This window comes from Fictibacillus sp. B-59209, assembly GCF_036216745.1.
Classification (GTDB): domain Bacteria; phylum Bacillota; class Bacilli; order Bacillales; family Fictibacillaceae; genus Fictibacillus_C; species Fictibacillus_C marinisediminis.
Genome location: NZ_JARMMC010000020.1, coordinates 122,867 through 144,044, shown reverse-complemented (window position 1 = coordinate 144,044; position 21,178 = coordinate 122,867). Strand labels below are relative to the sequence as shown.

22 protein-coding genes are annotated in these 21,178 nt (G+C 43.1%); 11 read left to right on the top strand and 11 right to left on the bottom strand.

The features are described from left to right. Positions 1–7 precede the first annotated feature (7 nt). From P4361_RS17155 to P4361_RS17140, 4 genes are read left to right on the top strand one after another with little or no spacing between them, the layout of a single operon-like run. Complete coding sequence (locus P4361_RS17155) at positions 8–928, top strand: DNA-3-methyladenine glycosylase family protein (RefSeq protein WP_062236409.1); 921 nt, start codon at positions 8–10, stop codon at positions 926–928. 30 nt (positions 929–958) lie between these two features. Continuing rightward, entirely contained in the window at positions 959–1,375 is a 417-nt protein-coding gene (locus P4361_RS17150; RefSeq protein ID WP_053355450.1) for a CBS domain-containing protein, read from the top strand. A gap of 5 nt (positions 1,376–1,380) precedes the next feature. Continuing rightward, positions 1,381–1,944, top strand: coding sequence for a GNAT family protein (locus tag P4361_RS17145; protein ID WP_328090213.1), 564 nt, complete (start codon positions 1,381–1,383; stop codon positions 1,942–1,944). A gap of 18 nt (positions 1,945–1,962) precedes the next feature. Beyond that, a complete protein-coding gene (locus P4361_RS17140; protein WP_328090212.1) occupies positions 1,963–2,262 on the top strand; it encodes a hypothetical protein in 300 nt (99 codons plus the stop codon). A 241-nt stretch (positions 2,263–2,503) separates the two neighbouring features. Here the strand turns inward: P4361_RS17140 and P4361_RS17135 are convergent, their stop codons facing one another. From P4361_RS17135 to P4361_RS17115, 5 genes are all read right to left on the bottom strand, one after another. After that, the gene (locus tag P4361_RS17135; RefSeq protein WP_328090211.1) at positions 2,504–3,694 is read right to left on the bottom strand and encodes a DUF4129 domain-containing protein; all 1,191 of its coding nucleotides are present in this window, start codon (positions 3,692–3,694) and stop codon (positions 2,504–2,506) included. Beyond that, positions 3,691–4,917, bottom strand: a complete 1,227-nt coding sequence (locus P4361_RS17130) for a DUF58 domain-containing protein (RefSeq protein ID WP_328090210.1) — start codon at positions 4,915–4,917, stop codon at positions 3,691–3,693. The genes P4361_RS17135 and P4361_RS17130 overlap by 4 nt, the downstream gene beginning before the upstream one ends. Then, a complete protein-coding gene (locus tag P4361_RS17125; RefSeq protein WP_053358348.1) occupies positions 4,914–5,834 on the bottom strand; it encodes an AAA family ATPase in 921 nt (306 codons plus the stop codon). The genes P4361_RS17130 and P4361_RS17125 overlap by 4 nt, the downstream gene beginning before the upstream one ends. A gap of 138 nt (positions 5,835–5,972) precedes the next feature. After that, positions 5,973–6,776, bottom strand: a complete 804-nt coding sequence (gene bacA, locus P4361_RS17120) for an undecaprenyl-diphosphate phosphatase (RefSeq protein ID WP_328090209.1) — start codon at positions 6,774–6,776, stop codon at positions 5,973–5,975. A 198-nt stretch (positions 6,777–6,974) separates the two neighbouring features. Then, positions 6,975–7,865, bottom strand: coding sequence for a peptidoglycan-binding protein (locus P4361_RS17115; RefSeq protein ID WP_053355446.1), 891 nt, complete (start codon positions 7,863–7,865; stop codon positions 6,975–6,977). 292 nt (positions 7,866–8,157) lie between these two features. On the opposite strand from P4361_RS17115, the gene P4361_RS17110 reads away from it, so the two are divergent. Further along, positions 8,158–9,108 carry an aldo/keto reductase family protein gene (locus P4361_RS17110; RefSeq protein ID WP_328090207.1) on the top strand — a complete coding sequence of 317 codons (951 nt, stop codon included), beginning with the start codon at positions 8,158–8,160 and terminating at the stop codon, positions 9,106–9,108. A 77-nt stretch (positions 9,109–9,185) separates the two neighbouring features. On the opposite strand, the gene P4361_RS17105 is transcribed toward P4361_RS17110, so the two are convergent. Continuing rightward, positions 9,186–9,338, bottom strand: coding sequence for an aspartyl-phosphate phosphatase Spo0E family protein (locus P4361_RS17105; protein WP_231689152.1), 153 nt, complete (start codon positions 9,336–9,338; stop codon positions 9,186–9,188). A 251-nt stretch (positions 9,339–9,589) separates the two neighbouring features. Between P4361_RS17105 and P4361_RS17100 the strand changes: the two genes are divergently transcribed. After that, on the top strand, positions 9,590–11,257 hold the full coding sequence (locus P4361_RS17100) for an SWIM zinc finger family protein (RefSeq protein ID WP_328090206.1): 1,668 nt from the start codon (positions 9,590–9,592) through the stop codon (positions 11,255–11,257). Next, entirely contained in the window at positions 11,250–14,027 is a 2,778-nt protein-coding gene (locus tag P4361_RS17095) for a DEAD/DEAH box helicase (RefSeq protein ID WP_328090204.1), read from the top strand. Before P4361_RS17100 ends, P4361_RS17095 begins: the two co-directional genes overlap by 8 nt. A 45-nt stretch (positions 14,028–14,072) precedes the next feature. On the opposite strand, the gene P4361_RS17090 is transcribed toward P4361_RS17095, so the two are convergent. The 4 genes from P4361_RS17090 to sigY form a co-directional block, all read right to left on the bottom strand. Further along, entirely contained in the window at positions 14,073–14,432 is a 360-nt protein-coding gene (locus P4361_RS17090; RefSeq protein ID WP_416054259.1) for a group I truncated hemoglobin, read from the bottom strand. A 62-nt stretch (positions 14,433–14,494) separates the two neighbouring features. After that, positions 14,495–14,701, bottom strand: a complete 207-nt coding sequence (locus P4361_RS17085) for a sigmaY antisigma factor component (protein WP_265408340.1) — start codon at positions 14,699–14,701, stop codon at positions 14,495–14,497. After that, on the bottom strand, positions 14,691–15,017 hold the full coding sequence (locus tag P4361_RS17080; protein ID WP_053355440.1) for a YxlC family protein: 327 nt from the start codon (positions 15,015–15,017) through the stop codon (positions 14,691–14,693). Before P4361_RS17080 ends, P4361_RS17085 begins: the two co-directional genes overlap by 11 nt. Next, on the bottom strand, positions 14,989–15,534 hold the full coding sequence (gene sigY, locus P4361_RS17075) for an RNA polymerase sigma factor SigY (RefSeq protein WP_062236382.1): 546 nt from the start codon (positions 15,532–15,534) through the stop codon (positions 14,989–14,991). Before sigY ends, P4361_RS17080 begins: the two co-directional genes overlap by 29 nt. A gap of 186 nt (positions 15,535–15,720) precedes the next feature. Between sigY and P4361_RS17070 the strand changes: the two genes are divergently transcribed. From P4361_RS17070 to P4361_RS17055, 4 genes are all read left to right on the top strand, one after another. Then, the gene (locus P4361_RS17070; protein ID WP_062236379.1) at positions 15,721–16,491 is read left to right on the top strand and encodes an SDR family NAD(P)-dependent oxidoreductase; all 771 of its coding nucleotides are present in this window, start codon (positions 15,721–15,723) and stop codon (positions 16,489–16,491) included. 156 nt (positions 16,492–16,647) lie between these two features. Continuing rightward, on the top strand, positions 16,648–16,926 hold the full coding sequence (locus P4361_RS17065) for an HU family DNA-binding protein (RefSeq protein ID WP_053355437.1): 279 nt from the start codon (positions 16,648–16,650) through the stop codon (positions 16,924–16,926). Between the two features lie 171 nt (positions 16,927–17,097). After that, positions 17,098–18,948: a PAS domain S-box protein gene (locus P4361_RS17060; RefSeq protein ID WP_328090202.1), complete on the top strand. Its 1,851-nt coding sequence runs from the start codon at positions 17,098–17,100 to the stop codon at positions 18,946–18,948. A 47-nt stretch (positions 18,949–18,995) separates the two neighbouring features. Further along, the gene (locus tag P4361_RS17055) at positions 18,996–19,271 is read left to right on the top strand and encodes a hypothetical protein (protein WP_328090201.1); all 276 of its coding nucleotides are present in this window, start codon (positions 18,996–18,998) and stop codon (positions 19,269–19,271) included. A gap of 466 nt (positions 19,272–19,737) precedes the next feature. On the opposite strand, the gene P4361_RS17050 is transcribed toward P4361_RS17055, so the two are convergent. Further along, positions 19,738–21,114: an FAD-binding oxidoreductase gene (locus tag P4361_RS17050; protein WP_062236372.1), complete on the bottom strand. Its 1,377-nt coding sequence runs from the start codon at positions 21,112–21,114 to the stop codon at positions 19,738–19,740. Between the last annotated feature and the right edge of the window lie 64 nt (positions 21,115–21,178).

Genomic DNA, 21,178 nt, shown 5'->3' with positions numbered 1-21,178 from the left:
AGAAAATATGTTAAAAGTAATTAGGCCTGCCTCACCCTTTGATTTCTCTAAGATGCTTCGGCGGGTGAGCAGTGCAGGAAAAAATAATATCGTGCATGTGGACATGGACAATCAAACCTATAAAAGAATGATTCACCTTAGAAATAAACCGATACTTATTCAGGTAAAAGCAGCGGGCAGCATTGACAATCCTGAGCTTATGCTGGAGCACCCCGATGGGCTTTCCACAAGGGAGCAGGATGAGCTGGCTGTTATGGTAAAACGCATGTTTTCCACGGAGATTGATATTAAACAATTCTATAGCCAATTTTCGGACCATAGACAGATTACGCCGCTCATCTCTGACTTTTTCGGTGTGCGTCTTGTTACCGATCCCGACCTTTTTGAATCCATGGTTAAGATTATAATTGGCCAGCAGGTGAATCTAACGTTTGCCGGTGTCTTGATCGACCGTTTGATTGTTCTTGCCGGTGAACACATTGAACATGAAGGAGAAATGTTCTCCGTTTTTCCAACTCCGGAAAAAGTGGCTTCACTGAATGTTGAACAGCTGAGGGAGCTCCAGTTCAGTCAGAGGAAAGCGGAGTATATTATAGATTTTTCAAGGTTGATCACTTCTGGAGCATTAGATACTGATTCCCTTTGGTCCATGACAGATGAAGAAGTAATGAATACGCTGCTGCCCATCAGGGGAATTGGCCGCTGGACGATTGAATGTCTCCTTATTTTTGCAATGGGACGTACCAATGTTCTTCCGGCAGCTGATATCGGTTTAAGAAATGGTGTGCGTAAAGCATGGGATCTTGACTATCAGCCGACTGAAGAGGATGTAAGAAAGCTGGCTGAAGACTGGGCGCCATGGAACACTTACATTACGTATTATCTTTGGGAAAGCCTAGCGGTTGAACCCTTGATAAAAGAAAGATAAGAATGCGAATAGAATGAGGAGGAAGGTACTGTGAACATTGCTTTTTTTCTTTTGCCTAAAGAAGAAGTGGCTTTTTTAAAGTCTACCTCAACGATCAGGCAGGCACTTGAAAAACTGGAACATCATCGATATACGGCTGTTCCTGTGCTGGATGAAAAAGGAAGGTATTCTGAAACACTGACAGAAGGCGATTTGCTTTGGACGATTAAAAATACGCCAGGGCTGACGTTTGAAACGAGCCATCGTTTTTCCATCTCCGGCATCCAAAAAGACCGGGTCATCAAGTCCGTCTATATTAATGCTGAGATGGAAGATCTCTTGTCTTTAATTGCCACCCAAAACTTTGTTCCTGTGGTGGATGATCAGGGAGTATTTATCGGCATTGTCCGCAGGAGTGACATTATTGAATACTGCTCCAATCAGCTGTTTGCCATAAAGGGGACTTAAAAAGAATGGAAGAGATCTACTCTGAGTTTCCGCAATTAGAAACAAAGCGTTTTATTCTTCGAAACATTGAAGAAGAGGATGCAGCCGACCTGCATGAAGTATATTCTGATCCTGAGGTTGTAAAATTTTGGGGTGCTGCTCCGTTTACTTCTATAGAGCAAACCAAATCCTTAATCTGTGACTTTCAAAAAGGTTATAGGGATCAGATGACGATCCGCTGGGGAATAGCGGAAAGGGAAGGAAACCGGCTGATCGGAACATGCGGATACCACAACTGGGCAAAAAAGAAGTTCAGGACAGAAATAGGATATGAAATACGAAAAAGCAAATGGCGCAAAGGTGTTATGAAAGAAGTACTCGGCTCCATACTTCCTTTCGCCTTTCAACACATGAAACTAAACCGGATTGGAGCACTTATTCATCCCGACAACCATGGCTCTGCAATACTTGTATCAAAATTTGGTTTTCACGAAGAAGGGTGCCTCAGAGACTATCAATGTGTTGATGGTGAATTTCAAGATTTAGTGATGTACAGTTTGCTCAAAAAAGACATATTAACTCAAACATAGCATGGATGGAGTTAGGCGTTGAGCCTAGCTTTTTTTTATTTAACAGAGAATACTGCCTGGCAGTGGTATAACGAAATGTATGGGGAGTTTCTCATTCAAATATTCAATAAGTGGGTGGAGCATGATGTAGGCTCGGTATATGTCATGAACTTTGAATGGGCACTGGCTTCGTGGATTGGAATCCCTTCATCCATTTGTATTTTTTCAGAAAAGTGCGGTCAGGCAGCAGCAATGGAACACACAGGTGAGTTGTTTGCCTGTGATCATTTTGTCTATCCTGAATATGGGTTAGGAAATATTAAAGAGGGCTTAGTATAAATAGATTTTTGGTTTCATGAGCCAGGATTAAATTATCTATGTGCATCTTATCTCAACTATTTCAAGCACATTGATCCCTCTATGAAAAGGATGAAACAGCTGCTGCAGGATGGTATGCCTGCTTCATATATTATGATGGATTCAGGTGGCTGAACACGGCCAGCTATTCATTAGTAAAAACCTCACACTCAGAACCGCTTCTGAATGTGAGGTTTTTTTTATTCTATTCGAGGGGGAAACATCAGGTCCTTTCTTTTCTATTCCGGTTCTTGAACTCTCCTGTAAGGCTTCGTGTTTCTTTTTTAAAGAAATCCAGCTCGTCCGAATCAAGTGAAAGGCCTCCATACCGGACCTTATTATAAGACGTTGATACGATCTCAATCGCTGTTTTCGGCAGATCGAGACGATGCAGCCATTCAGTAACGGATTCGTCATAGGCACGGCCGCCCCCTAGTTTTGTCATGCGTTTTTCAAATTGGATATAAACTTTTCTCGCCTCATCGGCCGGTGTTTTCCAAAAACGGCGCCTTTTAAGAGCAGGCTTTTCGCCGGGCAGAATGGGCTGAATACTTTGTGAGGATATCGTCTGACCCAATGTTGATAGAATCCTTCTTCTGAAATAGATTAAGAGGGCGAGCAGGATGACTGCACAGATGATCCAAAATATCCATTGGTTGTGAAAAGGTGATACGTGAGGCAGTCCTTTCACTTTTTTGCTTCCTTTAAATGATCCAGCAAAGGCTTCAGCTCTCCTTTTGCCGCCATCAGAAATGGGAAGAAGGCTGTAAAGAAAGAATAGAGGTTTGCTTAAAATCTTAAATACAGCATAGAGTAGTAGACCCATCAAATTTTTGAACAAGAAGGAAAAGAAAGGGAAAGCAAGGTATGCAGCAACTGCTGAAGATAGCAGCACCGATAACGATAATATTCCTTGCTTTGTGTTCTGAAAACAAGGTTTCCCATCATTCAAATTTCGATGATAGCTTTTAAGCAGGATAAGATAGGCAAGCTGTACTGTCGGAATGAGGAGCAAAGCCTCAGGAATGTTCGGAAAGAAAATATACTGAAAGAATGCCAGTACAAAAGAGACAATCCAGATCACTTCCATGTCTTGCTTAATGGGCTCAGACCAGTTAGCCCATGCTCGCCAGGCTATGATCCCTGCGAGAAGGAAAGAAAAGGCGGCGCCAAACCCAAAAAGATAAGCAATTCCAAAAGCAATAGGGCTGAGAAGGATGATTTTACCCACGCTCATCTTTTTCGAAAAGGTAAAAAGTAAAACAAATGGCAAGCAGCCAAGAATATAAAGAGCAAAAAACCTTAAAAACAGGATAAGACTGAAAGGCAGCAGGATGATTACGATTAAATAAAGAAGCAGACTGTCAAACGAGTAATTAAGAGAAAAGGTGAGAAGCATCCCTTTGTTTTTCATGAGATGGCTCTCCTTGCAGACCATTTTGAAAGATAAGCCCCTTCTTCTTGTTCTATAATCCGATAGACAGGGCTCCCGTGCTTCTGCCATTTTTGAAAGTACAGCTCTTGCCTGTCATCTTCATCAAGGTTGCCTGCCAGTATAACCACAGGAACCGTGCTTGAAATTTCGCGGTCTGATTTTGCAAGCAGCTCAATGAGGGGCAAGGTTACACTTGAAACACTGATACGGGCAAGTGTTTCGAGTACTTTTAACAGATGAGCACGGTCCTCTCCTTTTTCCACTTTAAGAAAACCAACAGCACCGGGAACACGGATATTCATAAAGATTTCATACGGAATACCGGCTGAAGAAGCATGCTGGCACATAAAGGTTAAATAACTGAGCTGGTTTTCCATTGTCTCACTCTGAAAAGGGGAGGTCCCATAGGAGGATGACCCAACATTGACGATAAAGGCCCATTTGTATTCTGTTGTTTTCTCTACAACTTTCGTCTTGAGTGAAGCTGAAGCTGCTGTTGCTTTCCAATGGATCCTGTTATAAGGATCACTCCTTTCATAGTTTCTTACACCTGCAGGAGAAGCCGGATCTTCAAACAATGACCGTGAAAAAGGATGGAAACCCTGGCCGAACTGCAGCAGCGGCTTGATACCGATCACTGGGAGAGGAGCAGGAAATACTATCACTTCCGTTCGGTAGATGGGATCAAAGGCCAGGAGGAGGAGACCATATCCCATGACATTCCGGATGCTGAGTTCAATACGGTTCAGCTTCACGGCCCCCCGTTTTTTTCCTGTAACTATAAGCTCCTGCTCCAGCCGTGACTTTTTAGGGACAGCAAATTGCCACTCATAATCCTTTTGCTTTAAATTTTTCTTTTCATGCGTAAGTACTGCGTTATCAACATCAATGGCATCGGAAGCGGTAAAGGTCATCGTTCCACGGATCTGCGGCCAGCTGCCTTCATAGGAAAGGGTAAGAGGCAGGCTGTCTGTATCGCCCGGAAAAAGCCGGATGCTCCTTCGCGGGTTTTGAAAAAAAAGTTGATCAGCTGCAGACCGGAAATAAAGGCGGCTGAGATAGTATACGGCTCCGAATAAGCAAGCAAGCGCTAATACAGCAGGTGATTTTTTATAAAAACTGATGGCAGCTAAAACTCCACCGGCACTTAACGAAGCCTGAAGAAGCTTGGGTACGGCAAGCTCTTTCCGCCAGACACTCATGACCCAGCACCTGACTCGACCGGGACTTCAACGGATTTCAAGATCTCCTGAATGACCTGATGCTTTGTTTTTCTCAGCGTTCCTTCAAGCGAGAGGACCAGACGGTGGGACAGAACATAAGGGGCCATCAGTTTTATGTCATCCGGTGTGACGTACATCCGTCCATGAATCAGAGCATGGCCCTGAGATGCACGCATAAAGGCAAGCGTTCCCCGCGGGCTGACGCCAGCTTCAGCAAATCCTGATTCTCTTGTCGCATGAACAATGGACAGCAAATAGTTCTCAACATCGTCCGATAGTTCCACTTCCTTTACCATGTCTTGCATTCTATGTAAATCCTCCAGAGAGAAGACGGCTTCAAGCAGATCGAGAGGTTCCTGCTTTCGATACAGAGAGATCATCCTCTTTTCTTCTTCAAATGAAGGGTATCCGGTCTGTATTTGAATGAAAAAACGGTCAAGCTGTGCTTCCGGAAGGGGAAAGGTACCTTGAGATTCAATCGGATTCTGGGTAGCGATGACAATAAAAGGAGAGGGAAGCTTGGTTGTTTCCCCTTCAATGGTAACTTGCTTCTCCTCCATTATTTCAAGCAGGCTGGACTGTGCCCTTGGTGTAGCTCTGTTAATCTCATCAGCCAGCAGTATGTTCGTCATGACCGGTCCGACGCGAAGCTCGAAATCCTGTTCTTTCGGGTTGAAAAATTTAATCCCCGTTATATCACTGGGAAGGACATCAGCCGTAAACTGAATCCGTCTGAATCCGCCGCTGATGGACTTGGCCACACTTTTAGCCAGCACCGTCTTCCCGGTGCCTGGCACGTCTTCTAAAAGAATATGTCCTTTATTAATAAGTGCAATCATGATCAAGTCGACAATTTTTTCTTTTCCGACTAATACTGACGCTATATTACGTTTCATGCGTTCTGTTTGCTGAAGGATATCCAATTTTATTTCCACCTTTATTTTCCATTTTTCTAATATATTCTACAAAAACGGCGAAAAACCTCCAACAAAAAAAGACGGCGAAAAACGCCATCTTTTATCTGAAATTGAAAATTAAAGCCAAATGATCGCAGCTAAAACTGCGGCAAGTATAAAACGATAATAGGCAAATGGAGTAAGTTTTACTTTTGCAATCAAGCGGATAAAGAACAGAATGGCAACGACCGCGACAATAAAGGCCGTGATGAATCCTGCTGCAAAGAATGGAAGATCAGCTCCGCTAAGTACATCCCAGCTTTTATACAGATCAAGACCGCTTGCAGCAATCATAATTGGGACTGCAAGAATAAATGTGAAATCTGCAGCTGTTCTGTGGCTTAAGCCGAGCAGCACACCGCCAGAAATGGTCGCGCCCGAACGGGAGAAGCCGGGCCAAAGTGCAAGACATTGAAACAGCCCAATGATAAATGCTTGTTTATACGTAATTTGATCAAGGGTAGCTGCCGTAATTTTCTTCTTCTTCTTTTCCGCATAAATCATCAGCAGACCGCCGGCAATTAAGCTGAATACAACCGTACTTGTAGAGAATAAATATTTTTTTACAGCATCATGAGCGAGAAGCCCGATCACAACAGCCGGCAGCATGCCCGCAAAAATGTGGAGTAAATTCAAATGGCCTTTTTGGCCGTTTTCTGTCTCCACCTTGCCTACACCGAGAAGGCTCCACAGTCTTTTCCAATATAGAACTACAACAGCTAGGATGGAACCGAGCTGTATAACAATTTCAAACGTTTTCGCTTTGTCCCCTGTAAACCCGAGAAAATGCCCGGTAATAATTAAATGTCCGGTGGAGGAAACAGGTAGAAACTCTGTTAATCCTTCTACCATTCCCATAATAATCGCAATCCAAAGAAACATACATTCACCAGCCTGTTCACTAATTAGTCAAATACTGTACCTATTATAAAAGATATTTGCCGAAAAACATATAAAGATATTGTGACAACGCAAAAAAGCTGAAGCAGCAGTTCATAGAATAATCCGCACTAACAACGTTCGCAGCCCAAACAAAAAAAGAGACGGCACATGTCCGCCTCTTTTCTTAAAATGCAAAGATTATTTATCCAGGATGGTAACTTTAACGTTCTTGCGTCCCCATTCGGTTGCTTTTTGTTTAGAAGAATAGAAGACATCGATTCTGTTTCCTTGAATGGCGCCGCCTTTGTCAGCAGCTACTGCATAGCCATAGCCTTCTACATACACTTGAGAGTTTAACGGAATAACATCCGGGTCAACAGCGATGACTTTTACGTCTGGATTCGCTTTAAGATTTGTACCGTTTGCTGTTACGCCGCTGCATCCATCGCAATCAGCGGTGTAGGCTGTTGCTTCAACAGATACTGTTTTTCCTTGTTTCTGATCAGTAGAAGCAGCCTTTACTGGTGCTGAGGCTTTTTGTGCTGGAGCAGAAGATTCAACTTCTGTTCTCACACGAACGCCATTTTCACCATAAAGAGCTTTAATGGTTTGAGGACCCGTTAATCCGTCAACAGCGATGCCTTTTGCTTTTTGGAAAGCTTTTACTGCATTCACAGTAACCGGACCATAAATGCCATCCACAGTATAGTTATAGAATCCTTGGTCTTTTAATTCACTTTGCAATCCTGAAACTGCATAGCCTTTATTGCCTTGCTTTAGTATATTTGATTTTCCTAAAGAGGACTGAAGAAGTGCCTCAGCAGTTCTTTTTCCTGCTATTCCATCTACTTTTAATCCGTTTCTCTTTTGGAAATCTTTCACGGAAGCCGCTGTAATATCTCCATAAAAACCTGTTGTTTCAGTGTAATGAAAATATCCCTTATCTTTGAGTTTTTGCTGCAATTGATGCACGTCTTTATCCCACATGCCCTGTTTTAATGTATGGTCCCCTAACGCGGCTTCCCCTACTAGTGGAGAACTCATCATTACTCCAGCGATCGCTCCTGTTGCAATTACTTTTTTAATCATATGTAGTACCTCCTCAAGTACGAAAAGTTTTAGTTAAAAAGGATATGTTTTCCTTCATAGCCAATTGCAATTGTACAGGGTGTGTATGACAGGCAGGTTAGAGTAAGGTAACAAAACGATTACATAATTATTTCGAAATAGTTCTATATCCCTCCAACCATTGAATTATTTACTTGATGAACTCAGGGCATGACTGGGGTGTGAGGTTTTACTTGCTGTAATTCTTTATAATTTTCAGAAAACTGTTAAACTTGTATCGTACCTATTTATTAAAGGAAAGGTGGAATTTTTCATGGAATATCGCCGACTTGGAAAAACTGGATTGAAGGTAAGCGAGATTTCACTCGGCAGCTGGCTGACAACGGCTGGCTATGTGGAGAAAGAAAACGCGGAGGCCAGCATAAATAAAGCGTTTGACCTCGGCATTAACTTTTTCGACACCGCCAACGTCTATATGCGCGGAGAAGCTGAGAAGGTAGTGGGAGGGGTATTGAAAGATTACCAGAGAGATTCCTATGTTCTAGCAACAAAAGCCTTTTGGCCGATGGGAGAAGGTCCGAACGATAGAGGGCTTTCCCGCAAACATGTCATCGAGCAGTGCAATGCCAGTCTGCAGCGGCTCGGTCTGGATTATGTTGATATCTTCTATTGTCACCGTTATGACAAAGAAACGCCGCTCGAAGAAACATTGCGGGCCATCGATGATCTGATCAGGCATGGAAAGGTTTTGTATGCGGGAGTCAGTGAATGGACGGCAGAACAAATTTCTGAAGCGGTCCACCTTGCGGACAAAAAATTATTGGATCGAATTGTTGTCAGTCAGCCTCAATATAATATGTTTGAACGCTATATTGAAAAAGAAGTGATCCCTGTCAGCGAGAAACACGGAATCGGACAAGTCGTATGGTCACCGTTGGCACAGGGGGTGCTAACAGGTAAGTACAAAATAGGAGAAGAAGCTCCGAAGGGAAGCCGCGCAGCAGATGAGAACAGTAAAAAGGCAATATCCCGCCATCTGACAGACGATAAGCTTCAGAAAGTAGAACAGTTAAAAGGGGTAGCGGCAGAAACCGGTATCTCTGTTGCACAGCTTGCCCTTGCCTGGATCTTACGTCAGGAGAATGTTTCAAGCGCGATCGTAGGAGCGAGCTCACCGGATCAGCTGGAGGAAACCGTGAAGGCCTCCGGCATTAAACTTTCCTCTGAGACTCTCGAGAATATTGAGAACATTCTTCAAAATTAATAGAATTCAAAAACGGCGGGAGACTTCCCCGCCGTTTTCTGCGTTATGCAGTTTTACGTTCTGTGTTATTGCGCTGGTTATTGCTCGATATACTGTTTTGGGCGACCCTTCATTCGGGAAAGGAGATTCAGCAAATGATCTAGTTCCTGGCTGCATTTCACGGTGACTTCTGCTGTCAACCCGTAGGTTTTCCCAAGACAAAGCAAAACTTCGCGCTTTTTTTCAATCATTTGTAATAACATCTTTCATTCACGACTTTCATGAGGGATTTTGTCACAAAAACTAGTATGAAGCAAAACTTAAATTTCGAAAAGAGATTTGATAAAAGTAGTCAAAATATTACAAAAAATAGTGTTAAATTATCTGTAATAATGGGCAATATAGTCCATTATTTTTTTATTGTTGAAGGAATGAAGCACAACATTGAATGGAACCTCCTTAATTTTGATATAATGGATGGTACTATATTACGGAGGCTCACATGTTAAGTAAGCAGATTCCTAAAGACGTTGTTCTGGAACTTGGAAAAGACGTGTTGTTTCATTTTAGTGGAGAAGTGATACAAGAAGGCTATGCGCTTTACCAAAAAGGCGCTGTATACAATATTAATGTGGATAACAAGACTGTAACAGGAAGTGTTTCTGAAGAGAGTGAATATGCGGTAAGTCTTGATCTTGAGCATTTTTCAGAGAGCAGCTGTTCATGCTTCAGCTCCGAGCCATGTGCTCATAAGCTGGCTGTGTTTTTTCAGCTGTATGCCTCTTTTGGACCTCCCTATCAGCTTATATTGGAATGGAAAAGCAGGAGAGGAAAACAAAAGAATGAACAGCAGGAAGCCATGATTTCTTCAGCTGATCAGCAAGAGAGCAGCACAAAGAATGCTGAACCAAAAACGAGAAAACGGGTGATTCAAAACATACTTTCTGTTGATGAATGGAAAAAGAACTTTAATCAGCGCTTTGAAGACTTTGAAAAGAATAAGATGCAGAATCTGACCTTTAAAGAGCTGGAAAGGGGAGAAGGCTATACCTTCACCCACATCCATAAGGAGTTTTATCCAGGTCTATTGAATGCTGCCAGTTTTATGGATGATGACATAGGAAAGCTGTATCGGTTTCATGCACAGCTTGAAACCTTCCTAAGGCTTACGGAATATGAAAAGCAATATGGGGTGCCCGATTATCTAGCTTCACATTTTAAACTTAATCTCAGCCAGCTGGTCGATGGGATGTTCAAAACGGCTATGGAGATTCAGGCAGAAAGGCTTAAGTCGGAACATCTGGATTTAATTGAAGAAAGTTTAAAAGAATTCCAGAATATATTTAAGCTTCCCGCCCGTTATTTTGATATTATTTTTCGTGTCTTTCAAGTAGGCTGGGCGACCATTTACCATGTGGATCAATGGGTAGTAGCTTATGAAAAGCAGCTTCTGGAGGAAAAGGAAAAGGGTTCCCGGGCTCAGTTTCTGGATATGGCGCTCGTTCACTTTGCCTTTTTGAGGGATGACCTTACAGAAGCTTATCAGCGGATGGAAAAAACAGAGCAGTTTTCTTCCCGTCATGCCTTAATATGGCTTGAGCTGCTTTTTCATTGGGAAAAGTGGGAGTCTTTACTGAAATGGCTGCTCGCCTTGAAGCCGGAATTTTACCAGAAGACGCAGGATTATTACCGGGATGCGTCTGTTCGGGAACAGTTTCACCAATATATTGAATACTTTTGGAAATATGCACAGTACACGGGGGAGGAAAAGGAGTATGAACAGATGCTCGTTGACTGCCTTCCGGTAACTTTTTATGAATACAATGAATTTTTGCACGTCCAGCAGGATTTTAAGCGCTGGGTCGAGCTTCAGATCTTAATGGGGTATTCGCCTTCCTTGATTAATGGTACGGATTTAAAAGAAGTGGAGCAGCTGGATATGGAAGTGCTTCTTCCGCTGTACCACCAGTCCGTTGACCGGCTCATCAGGGAGAAAAACCGCAAATCCTATAAGCTGGCCATCCGTTTCTTGAAAAAGCTTCAGTCAATCTATAAAAAGCTGGACAGAGACGTGCAGTTTGATGATTATATTGAAAAGCTGGCTAGCCAGTATGCCAGACTCCGCGCTTTTCAGGAAGAGCTAAGGAAAGGAAAATTCATACATGATTGATGTGACCGCCATTGTACTTCATGCCAGATGGCTGAACGACAACAGAATGGTGTTCTGGGGAGAGCAGAAAGGGCGCAGACTCCATGTGGATGACTGGATGCCCATGCTGTTTGCCTGGCATAAAAAATCTTATTATGGAACGTTTATCGAACGAGATGATGATCAATATGTTTATGTGTCTGCTGTTGATGCGTTTCGTCTGTTCACAGGGCATCCGCGTTTTTTCCTGAAACAGGACAATTGGAGCGCAGAGGCTCAAGACATGATCACTCATGCCCGGGAGCTGGATGTATCACTGCAGGAACACCGAGTAAAACCCAGCTTTGAATCCTGGAAAAAAGGTGAATGGAAATGGGAGATAGAGGCCACCGGGAAAGAACTGTCCCATTGGCTGAACACGGCGATCGATGAACTCGCTCTTGAAGAACCAAAAAGATTGGATGCGGATCCTACCTTTTTCGACCGGTTTCCGTTTCAACATCTTCTCGAAAAAAATACACTTTATGAAAATCTGTCAGAGGAATCATGGCTCGTTAAACTGGGTTGGAAAAAAGATGAAAAGCCGTTCGATGTCCTTCTTGAGCTTCAGGAACCTGAAGAAGATGATCGATATTGGAAACTGGATGTGCTGCTGGAGGATAAGGAGAGCAGCATCCACTTTGACTGGACAGGGGCAGCGGAAGATCTTCCGGAAGAATGGCAGCCCTTTACGCACCGAATAGCAGAAGATCTTTCTTTTGCCGGTACACTTGTGTCTTTTCTTCAAAAGAAGGATGGTTCTTTTAAAACGAAGCTGACGGAAAATGAAGCATGGGATTTTTTAAATGAGAAGAGTCAATGGCTGGAAGAAGGGGGATTTAAAATCCTTCTTCCTTCATGGTGGGAAGCGCTGAAAGATCTTCAGCCGGACCTGAAAGCGAAAGTGAAAAGTTCAACTGGCGGATACGCTCCGTCATTTTTAGGGCTGGATTCCATCGTGCAGTTCGACTGGAAAGTTTCCACAGGCGACATCGAATTGAGCGAAGAGGAGTTCCTGAAGCTCGTTGACAGCCGCAGGCGCCTAGTGAAAATTAAAGGGAAATGGTTCAAGCTCGATCCTGCTTTTATCCGTGAGGTCAGACAGGTTATGAAGAGTGTGAACCGCAAAGGCCTTCAGCTGAAGGATATTTTGGAACAGCACCTCATGCAGCCCGTGAAAGACAGCAATGAAGAAGAGCCTTCCTTGCTGCGCTATGTCAATATTGAGCTGAACACAGACCTTGCCAAAATGGTCGAACAGCTGTCTGAAGTGAAAGAGATTCCGATTCAGCCTACGGCCCCAGGCTTTCAGGGAAGTCTTCGGGACTACCAAAAAACAGGGAGCTCCTGGCTTCAATTTTTAAGGAAGTTCGGTCTTGGAGGATGTCTGGCGGATGACATGGGACTGGGGAAAACAATCCAGACCATCGATTACCTGCTTCAAACAAGAAAAGATAATGAAGAGGGGGGATTTCCTGCACTTCTAATCTGTCCGACTTCTGTCATTGGAAACTGGCAGAAAGAACTGCAGCATTTTTCACCTGATTTAAACGTGTTCCTTCATTATGGATCTTCAAGGATAAGAGGAGAGCCATTTATCAAGTCGATTCAGGGGGCGGATGTTGTATTAACCTCGTATACGACCGCACAGCTGGATGAAGAAGATTTTCAGCATGTCTTGTGGGATGCGATCATTTTAGATGAAGCTCAGAATATAAAGAACAGTTTTACAAAACAATCAAGGAGCATCCGCCGTTTATCGGGAAGACATAAAATTGCGCTGACCGGCACACCAGTAGAGAACCGGCTGCTTGAGCTTTGGGCCATATTTGATTTTCTTAATCCCGGTTACCTGGGAAGTGAAGCCGCCTTTCGAAAACGGTTCGTCCTTCCTGTTGAAAGAGAGCACGATAACAGCCGACTGAAACAGCTGCAGAGCCTCGTTCAGCCTTTCTTATTGAGAAGGACCAAACAGGACCCACACGTACAGCTGAACCTTCCGGAGAAACAGGAGATTAAAGAGTATGTCCATCTAACGGCAGAGCAGGCATCCTTATACGAACGGATGATTCAGGATACGTTTCAGCAGCTTGAGCAAGAAGGCGGCATGAAGCGAAGAGGGCTGATTTTAGCTTTATTAGGCAAGCTGAAGCAGGTTTGTGACCATCCGGTTCTATATCTGAAGGAAGAAAAGAAGAACAGGCTCGAGGAGCGATCGAATAAATTTTCGAAGCTGGTGGAACTCTTGGAAGCCATAAGAGAAAAGGGCGAAAGGTGTTTGATCTTTACGCAGTTTTTATTTATGGGCAATCTGATTCAGGACTATATCGCGAACCGCTGGAACGAAGATGTGCTCTTTTTGCACGGAGGAGTGCCTAAGGCTAAACGCGATGAAATGATTGAAAAGTTTCAGGATGGAAAACACAGTGTGTTCGTGCTGTCCTTGAAAGCTGGGGGGACAGGGTTAAATCTTACAGAAGCAAACCATGTGATTCATTTTGACCGCTGGTGGAACCCAGCTGTAGAAAACCAGGCGACAGACCGTGCCCACCGAATCGGGCAAAAACGGTTTGTGACCGTTCATAAGATGATCACGCTCGGTACGCTTGAAGAGCGGATTGATGAAATGCTTGAAAGCAAAAAAGAGCTTAGCGAAAAAGTCATCACGAGTGAAAACTGGATTACAGAGCTTTCTACTCAGGAACTCAGAGAGCTTTTTGTCCTGCGGAAGGAATGGGTAGAAAAAGAGTGAAAAAAGAGGAGCAGACTCAGGATTGAGCAGCTCCTCTTTTTTTTATTATTTATAAAGTATGTCATCTCTTAGTGTATTGACGTGATCAACTGCTGTTTCAATATCTTGTTCGGGCACGTTAAACTCCTGAAGCGCTTCTTTTAAGTGAAGAACAATGGCGTCGAAATGCTCAGGCTGGAGATTCATGCCTTCATGTACCTTTGCCATCGACTTTCCGGAATACTGAGCGGGTCCGCCCAAAGCGAAACTCAAGAACTTGGTTTGATGTTTCCTCTGTTTTTCCATATCGATATTTTCGAAAAAATAATTTACACTCGAATCGGCCAAAACTTTATCATAAAAACGGTCAACCACTTTTCCTATGGAGTCTTTGCCACCCAATTTTTCGTAAAGTGATGTCTGCAATGATATCTCCTCCTTATGTTACCATTTCCCCACAAGAGGACAGACATAAACGCTAAGGAGATTTATGGTTTGGACCTGAACACTTTTCTTGCGAATATGAGGTAAAAGAGGAGAGGAAACGGACATTGGATCAATCCCCATAGAGACCAGAACCAATAACGGTAGCCGCGTTTCCTTCCGTCCAGAAACAGCCATGTGCTCTGGCAAAGAAGAATGATGACAACGAGAATTAGTGTCCAAAGCGGCTGGCTGTGTATGTTATGTGTCATTCCATTCACCTTCTTTTCTATGATGTTTATAAAGAAACAGAATAGCACCAATCAGTACGGGAGCCTGAAGGATGACGAAAACAGAAGGGAGCCGAATAAGCATAGCTGCCACGCAGAACAGAACTGCAGCAGCTATCACTCCAAACAGGGCAAGCTCTTTAGCGAGCTGTCTTTTATTTCTGCTGGTTTCCTCAGCTACCATTTGTTCAAAAAAGGCAAGGTCTGGCACGCTGACTTCTTCATATTTTTCAATCTGTGAGAGGCTTTCCTTGAGCTTATCTTCAAGGTTATTTGCTGAGTCTGGATTCTCCTTCACTTTCAGCTAACTCCTTTCTAATGAATCTTAACCCGGTATGAACCCGAGATTTAACCGTTCCGGCGGGAATATTCAGCATGTTCCCGATCTCGTCGTACGTATAACCGTAATAATGCTTTAGGATTAAGGGGGTTCTTGTTTCTTCGTTTAAAAGGCTTACGGCATCTAGCACCTCATTCCATTCTTCATTGATGAAAGCGGCTTTCCATTTCAGGTTTCGGGATGCCTGTTCGCGCTCTTGGTACTTCTGCTCGGTTTTCTTGCGTCTGAACTGGTCGATGTATAGATGGGATGCGATGGAAATGAGCCAGGAAGAAAATTTAGACTTTCCCTCGTATAACCCAATCTTTTGAATGCATTTAAGCATGGTCTCCTGTACAAGGTCTTCTGCTGTTGAACGGTTCATCGTTATTTTCAGTACATAATGAAACAAAATAGAATAATTTTGCTGCAGCAAGAGAGAAAGAGAATGCTGGTCGCCCTTTTTTGCTTTTTTGACCAAATCTTTTTCTTCCATCTTTACGGTGTCCTCCTTGCGACCTGATTCATGAATCAATAGTAATACGTTTTGTGAAGGTAAATCGTTCATTCTGTTAAAAATATCTTTTATTAATGGATAAAAGAGGGATACTTTGTTACGTTAGAAATATTCTGTTATCTGGCGAGTCTTTTTACATTAAATAAACTGAGAGGAAGATTGATCATGTATTTACCGTCTTTTTCGTTGGAAGGAAAAACAGCATTGATCACTGGAGCAGGGCGGGGAATCGGCAGGGCACTGGCCATTGGTTTTGCTGAAGCTGGAGCGGATGTTGTACTGATCTCCCGAACTCGATCAGATCTTGATGAAGTTGCCGGCTCTATCGAAAAACTTGGGAGAAAGGCATATGCCTTTACAGTAGATGTGACAGTAAAGGAAGAAATTCAATCATTATATGATTCTCTTACATCACGCCAAATTCCTGTACATATTCTAGTCAATAATGCCGGTATGAATATTAGAAGCAAAGCGCTGGAAGTTTCTGAAGAGGAATGGGAGAAGATCATGAACACCAACCTTCGTTCAGCCTTCTATTTTTCCCAGGAAGCCGCTAAACTTATGAAATCTCAAGGGAACGGGCGAATCATCAACATTTCCTCTGTAGCAGGGCATGTTGCGTTAAGAACGGGAGTAGTATATGCTTCGACGAAAGCGGCGATGATCCAAATGACGAAAAACCTTGCACTGGAATGGGGCCCTTACGGAATCAATGTGAACTCAATTGGTCCCTGGTATTTCAGAACACCGTTAACAGCAGAACTTCTTGCAGATGAAAACTATTTGAATGACATTCTATCCCGCACTCCACTGAACAGAGTGGGAGAACTGGCCGAATTAGTCGGTCCTGCCGTTTTCCTGTCTTCTGACGCTGGTTCCTATTGTACAGGACAAACTCTTTTTGTAGACGGCGGAATGACCGTGTATGGATTCTAGAGAGACAATCTAAGTGTTAAGAGAAAGATTCCGGCCTTGTATACCGGGATCTTTTCATGTTTGGAAATATGCAGGACAGATGTATAAAAAGTGAGAAAGCGTTAATAATGGTAGCAAATGCAATATATTAAATTACTTTTTAGGAGGATTTTTTTCATGAGAAAACAAGACTTAGTTGACGCAGTAAAATCTGCAACAAACATGAATAAAAAAGAGTCAACCCTTGCGGTGGAAGCTGTTCTTGAATCGATTACCAATGCATTAAGGCAGGGTGAGAGCGTCCAGCTGATTGGATTTGGAACTTTTGAAACTCGCAACCGCAACGCCCGTAAAGGGCGCAACCCTCTAACAGGGGAAGAAATCATGATCGCCGCAAGCAGTGTACCTGCATTTAAACCAGGAAAATCACTGAAAGAAGCCGTTAAAGCAGTATAAAATAAAAAGCCCCGGGTCACGGGGCTTTTTTTGATGAACAAAGTTTTTCCCATGCCTATTATTGTCTCTATTTGTCGGTAAATTCTTGAAGGAAAACCTTACTCCATTATCTAATATAAAAGGGATTGAGACACAATACGACAGAATGATAGTTGAGGGTGTGGACTGAAAATGATGCTAACCAAAGATGAACTTCTTCCGAGACTTGGTGTTTTCAAAAAATTAATTGATGTTTTGCCTGAATTTATATGCTTGAAAAATAGAGAAGGCCATTGGATAGAGGCTAATGAATTTGCACTCCAGGTATGTGGAGTGGACCGCTGTACGTATAAAGGAAAAGCTCTTGATGAACAGAACTCCTGGTGTAATGCAGGGATGATCGAGCGGTCAAAGGAAACAGACAAGAAGGCTTGGGAAACAGGAAATCCGATAAAAATTCAAGAAGAAGTGCAGCAAAAAGACGGATCGTATATTTATCTTGAATTAATCAAACAAGCTACTTTTGACGAAGAAGGGAATCCTTTGTTTTTGTTTGTGACAGGAAGGGACATCACCCAGCATAAAGAAAAGGAAGAAGAGCTGAGTGTCGCGCTCGAACTTTTGGAATCTGTACTCGAGGGCACGACTGACGCCATTTTAATTGTCGATACAAAAGAAAATCTGATCAAGGTCAATCATGCCTTTGAGAATATGTTCGGCTGGGAAGAGCATGACCTTCTATCCGATGAAATCGATTCGCACATTATCATACCGGATGAATTCAAAGCGGAATCTAAAAGTATTATGGGCCTTCTTGCCGAAGGAAGTACGGTTCCTTCCTTTGAAACCCAGAGAGTCCGGCGTGATGGATTAAGGATTGATGTATCCATATCGTTTTCTGCGATCCGCAACATGCAGGGCAGAGTCATCGGTTTCTGTTTGATTTATCGGGATATTTCAGCACAAAAAAAGGCAGAGCGGGCTCTCCGTGAGAGTGAGGCGAAGTACCGTGTCATTGCCGAGCATTCTAAAGATTTAATCGCCGTAGCCAATCCCAATGGGGAACTGATCTATAGTTCACCTTCCCATGAAGCCATCCTCGGATTCTCTAGTAACTTAGATGAAATAAACAGAATTCTTTTTTCAAGGATTCATCCGGATGATTGGGAATTTCTTAGAGCTGCCTTTGCGAAGGCCAAAATGAAAAAAAAACCTTTTACCTTTGAATGTCGCCTGATGCATCAAAACGGAGATTGGCTGGTCATGGAGACTAATGCGGTTCCGGTACTTAACGAATGGAACGAGATAGAAAGCTTCGTAACGATCGCTCGGGATATTACAGCAACGAAGGAAACTGAGGAATTGATAAGAAAGTCGGAGAAGCTTTCTGTTCTGGGAGAGCTGGCGGCAGGAGTCGCCCATGAAATACGAAACCCCCTTACATCCTTAATCGGCTTTGCCCAGCTTTTAAAGGAAACAGATGAAGAGATGAAAACCAAATATGTTGCAATTATGCTGACGGAATTAAAACGAATTAATGACATTGTCGGGGAGCTTATGCTAGTGGCCAAGCCGCAAGCCGTCCACTTCGAATACAGTTCATTAGAAGATATGCTTCAATCTGTGATTCGCCTTCTGGACACACAAGCCATTATTAAAAACATACAGATTCAATTAAAAGTGGATAAAGATATTCCTTCTATTTATTGTGTGGAAAATCAGCTGAAGCAGTTATTTATCAATCTGTTAAAGAATTCCATTGAAGCCATGGATCAAGGAGGAATCATCACGCTTGCTGTCATAAAGAAAAAAGGAAGCGTAGTGATTAAGATTGAAGACCAGGGTTCGGGCATACCGAAAAACAGGCTTGGAAAATTAGGAGAACCTTTTTATACGACTAAGGAAAAGGGAACAGGGCTTGGTCTGATGGTATGCTATAAAATTGTAAAAGAACATTACGGTAACATTTCTTTTGAGAGTGAAAAGAATAAAGGAACAACTGTTCAAGTGAAATTGCCCATCTATCCATTTTCAGTCGTTTAGAAATAGGCACCCGGGACATACTGATTCTAAAAAGGCAGGATGATGAGATGTCCCCCTACCGAATTTTTTTCGTATACAGGATGAATGATCTTCGCTATCTGCATGTACACGGGATGGATATGGTAAATAAAAAGCTGTTTACTGTTCTGTTGTACTCACCGGATGATTCCATTGATCTTACTCTGAATACAGGGCATTTGCCGCAGGAACTTCTGGAGACGCTGTCCAAGGAAAAGGAAAACATAGATGGAGGCAGCTACGATCTTGCACATTGGCAGCCGATGCAGTGGAATCAAGATTTAAATGCATTAAAAACGAACTAGACCAGCTCAAATAGAGCTGGCTTTTTTATAGATGTGTAATGTCTAGCCCCAGGCGCTTCGGCTTTTCCAACTAAACACTGGTGCCGGATTGGATGATATGGGTCTTTACCTTTACCGATAGGGGAACATCAGGATATTAAGGGACATTATTCTGTTCATGTTTTAAATAGTGAAAATCACTTGTTCCTATTTTCTACTAAACAGCTTGTATTATACCTAAAAAAAGGGGGCTGTCCAGAAAGTCGNNCGCACGCCCCGCGGAAAGCGAGCAGCCTGGAACGGAAATCAACAGCTTACAGACTTCTTGGACAGCCCCTCTTTAAGTACTATCTTCTTCTTTTCATAAACAGAACGATAAGGATGACTACGAGTACTAGGATGATTAGAGTTTTCATGGATTAGTCCTTTCTAAGGTAAATTTGTACTTTATTATTACCCTGTCCGCATTCTCCTTAATCTGCTGTTTTTAAAATAAAACCTTCCCCGGATTTAAAATATGGCGGGGGTCGAACTGTTCTTTGATCATTTTCATCAATGGCAGGGTGTCGGCATGCTCCTGCTGCAAATATTTCATCTTGCCGATTCCGATTCCATGTTCACCGGTACAGCTTCCTCTTTTAGAAAGGGCATACTCGACAATCATCTCATTAATACGATTGGCTTTTTGTGTTTCTTCTTCGCTGCTCTTATCAAACATGAGAATAGAATGGAAATTCCCATCACCGACATGTCCGAGAACTCCGCCGTGCAGACCTTCCCTTTCTATCAGTTCACGGGCGTAAACCACAGCGCCTGTTAATTCAGATAAGGGCACACACACATCTGTCAGCATCATCTCTCTTCCAGGAAACCCATGCTTAAATGCATAGGCAAGGTGATGTCTTGCTTCCCAAAGCTTTGCCTTCTTTATAGAATCTGTTTCGAATATCAGATCTTCAGAACCGTTAGCTGACAACAGTTCTTCAGCAAAGGCAACATCCTGCTGCATACCGGATGGGTTACCATGAAACTCCAGGAAAAGAGTGGGCTTTTCGGGATAGGAGGTTTCACTGTGCTGATTGACCTGCCTGATGGAATATTCATCAACAAGCTCTACACGGGCTAGTGAGTTTCCTGAGGAAAGAAGAGATATTGCGCCATCTACCGCCGCTTTAACACTAGGGAAAACCGCTCTTCCAGCAACAGTAGCTTCAGGAATGCCATAGACTTTGAGTGTAAGTTCAGTAAATACACCTAACGTGCCTTCCGAACCGACAAAAAGACTTGTCAAATGATACCCGGATGATGATTTTGCGGCGAGCCCGCCTGTATGGATAATCGAGCCGTCTGCAAGGACGACTTCCAGATCTCTGACTTGAGGCCGCATGATTCCATACCGCACGCTAGTCGTACCGCTCGCATTCGTTGCTGCCATCCCGCCTAACGTAGCATCTGCTCCTGGGTCAACAGGGAAAAACAAACCGTACTTTTTTAATGCCTGATTCAATTGTGTACGCGTTACCCCCGGCTGCACCCTGACTAGGAAATCCTCTTCACGCACTTCCAAGATCTTGTTCATATTCTGGAAATTAATAGAGATGCCGCCCTGGAGTGGAATGCAGTGACCTTCAAGACTTGAACCTGCTCCAAAAGGAACAACAGGAATCTGGTGTTCGCTGGCGTATTGTAATATAGAAGAAACTTCGGAAGCTGAATCAGGAAAAACCACCACTTCCGGAAGTACAGGTGAATGATGGGACTCATCTTTGCTGTGCTGCTGAAGGATCGTCTCGTTGCTTGTTGCACGTTTTTCATCGGTAAGTTTTTTCATTTCTATAAGCAAATCTTCATGTAGTACTGGCATGTAAAAATCCTCCCTTGGGTGTATGTTGAATAATCTCTCTTAAGGGTACTTATAGATGTAGACA

Coding starts and splice junctions, on each gene's coding strand:
- P4361_RS17155 (WP_062236409.1), top strand. CDS start 8: ATGTTAAAAGTAATTAGGCCTGCCTCACCCTTTGATTTCTCTAAGATG.
- P4361_RS17145 (WP_328090213.1), top strand. CDS start 1,381: ATGGAAGAGATCTACTCTGAGTTTCCGCAATTAGAAACAAAGCGTTTT.
- P4361_RS17135 (WP_328090211.1), bottom strand. CDS start 3,694: ATGAAAAACAAAGGGATGCTTCTCACCTTTTCTCTTAATTACTCGTTT.
- P4361_RS17130 (WP_328090210.1), bottom strand. CDS start 4,917: ATGAGTGTCTGGCGGAAAGAGCTTGCCGTACCCAAGCTTCTTCAGGCT.
- P4361_RS17125 (WP_053358348.1), bottom strand. CDS start 5,834: ATGAAACGTAATATAGCGTCAGTATTAGTCGGAAAAGAAAAAATTGTC.
- bacA (WP_328090209.1), bottom strand. CDS start 6,776: ATGTTTCTTTGGATTGCGATTATTATGGGAATGGTAGAAGGATTAACA.
- P4361_RS17115 (WP_053355446.1), bottom strand. CDS start 7,865: ATGATTAAAAAAGTAATTGCAACAGGAGCGATCGCTGGAGTAATGATG.
- P4361_RS17110 (WP_328090207.1), top strand. CDS start 8,158: ATGGAATATCGCCGACTTGGAAAAACTGGATTGAAGGTAAGCGAGATT.
- P4361_RS17105 (WP_231689152.1), bottom strand. CDS start 9,338: ATGATTGAAAAAAAGCGCGAAGTTTTGCTTTGTCTTGGGAAAACCTAC.
- P4361_RS17100 (WP_328090206.1), top strand. CDS start 9,590: ATGTTAAGTAAGCAGATTCCTAAAGACGTTGTTCTGGAACTTGGAAAA.
- P4361_RS17095 (WP_328090204.1), top strand. CDS start 11,250: ATGATTGATGTGACCGCCATTGTACTTCATGCCAGATGGCTGAACGAC.
- P4361_RS17085 (WP_265408340.1), bottom strand. CDS start 14,701: ATGACACATAACATACACAGCCAGCCGCTTTGGACACTAATTCTCGTT.
- sigY (WP_062236382.1), bottom strand. CDS start 15,534: ATGGAAGAAAAAGATTTGGTCAAAAAAGCAAAAAAGGGCGACCAGCAT.
- P4361_RS17070 (WP_062236379.1), top strand. CDS start 15,721: ATGTATTTACCGTCTTTTTCGTTGGAAGGAAAAACAGCATTGATCACT.
- P4361_RS17065 (WP_053355437.1), top strand. CDS start 16,648: ATGAGAAAACAAGACTTAGTTGACGCAGTAAAATCTGCAACAAACATG.
- P4361_RS17060 (WP_328090202.1), top strand. CDS start 17,098: ATGATGCTAACCAAAGATGAACTTCTTCCGAGACTTGGTGTTTTCAAA.
- P4361_RS17055 (WP_328090201.1), top strand. CDS start 18,996: ATGTCCCCCTACCGAATTTTTTTCGTATACAGGATGAATGATCTTCGC.
- P4361_RS17050 (WP_062236372.1), bottom strand. CDS start 21,114: ATGCCAGTACTACATGAAGATTTGCTTATAGAAATGAAAAAACTTACC.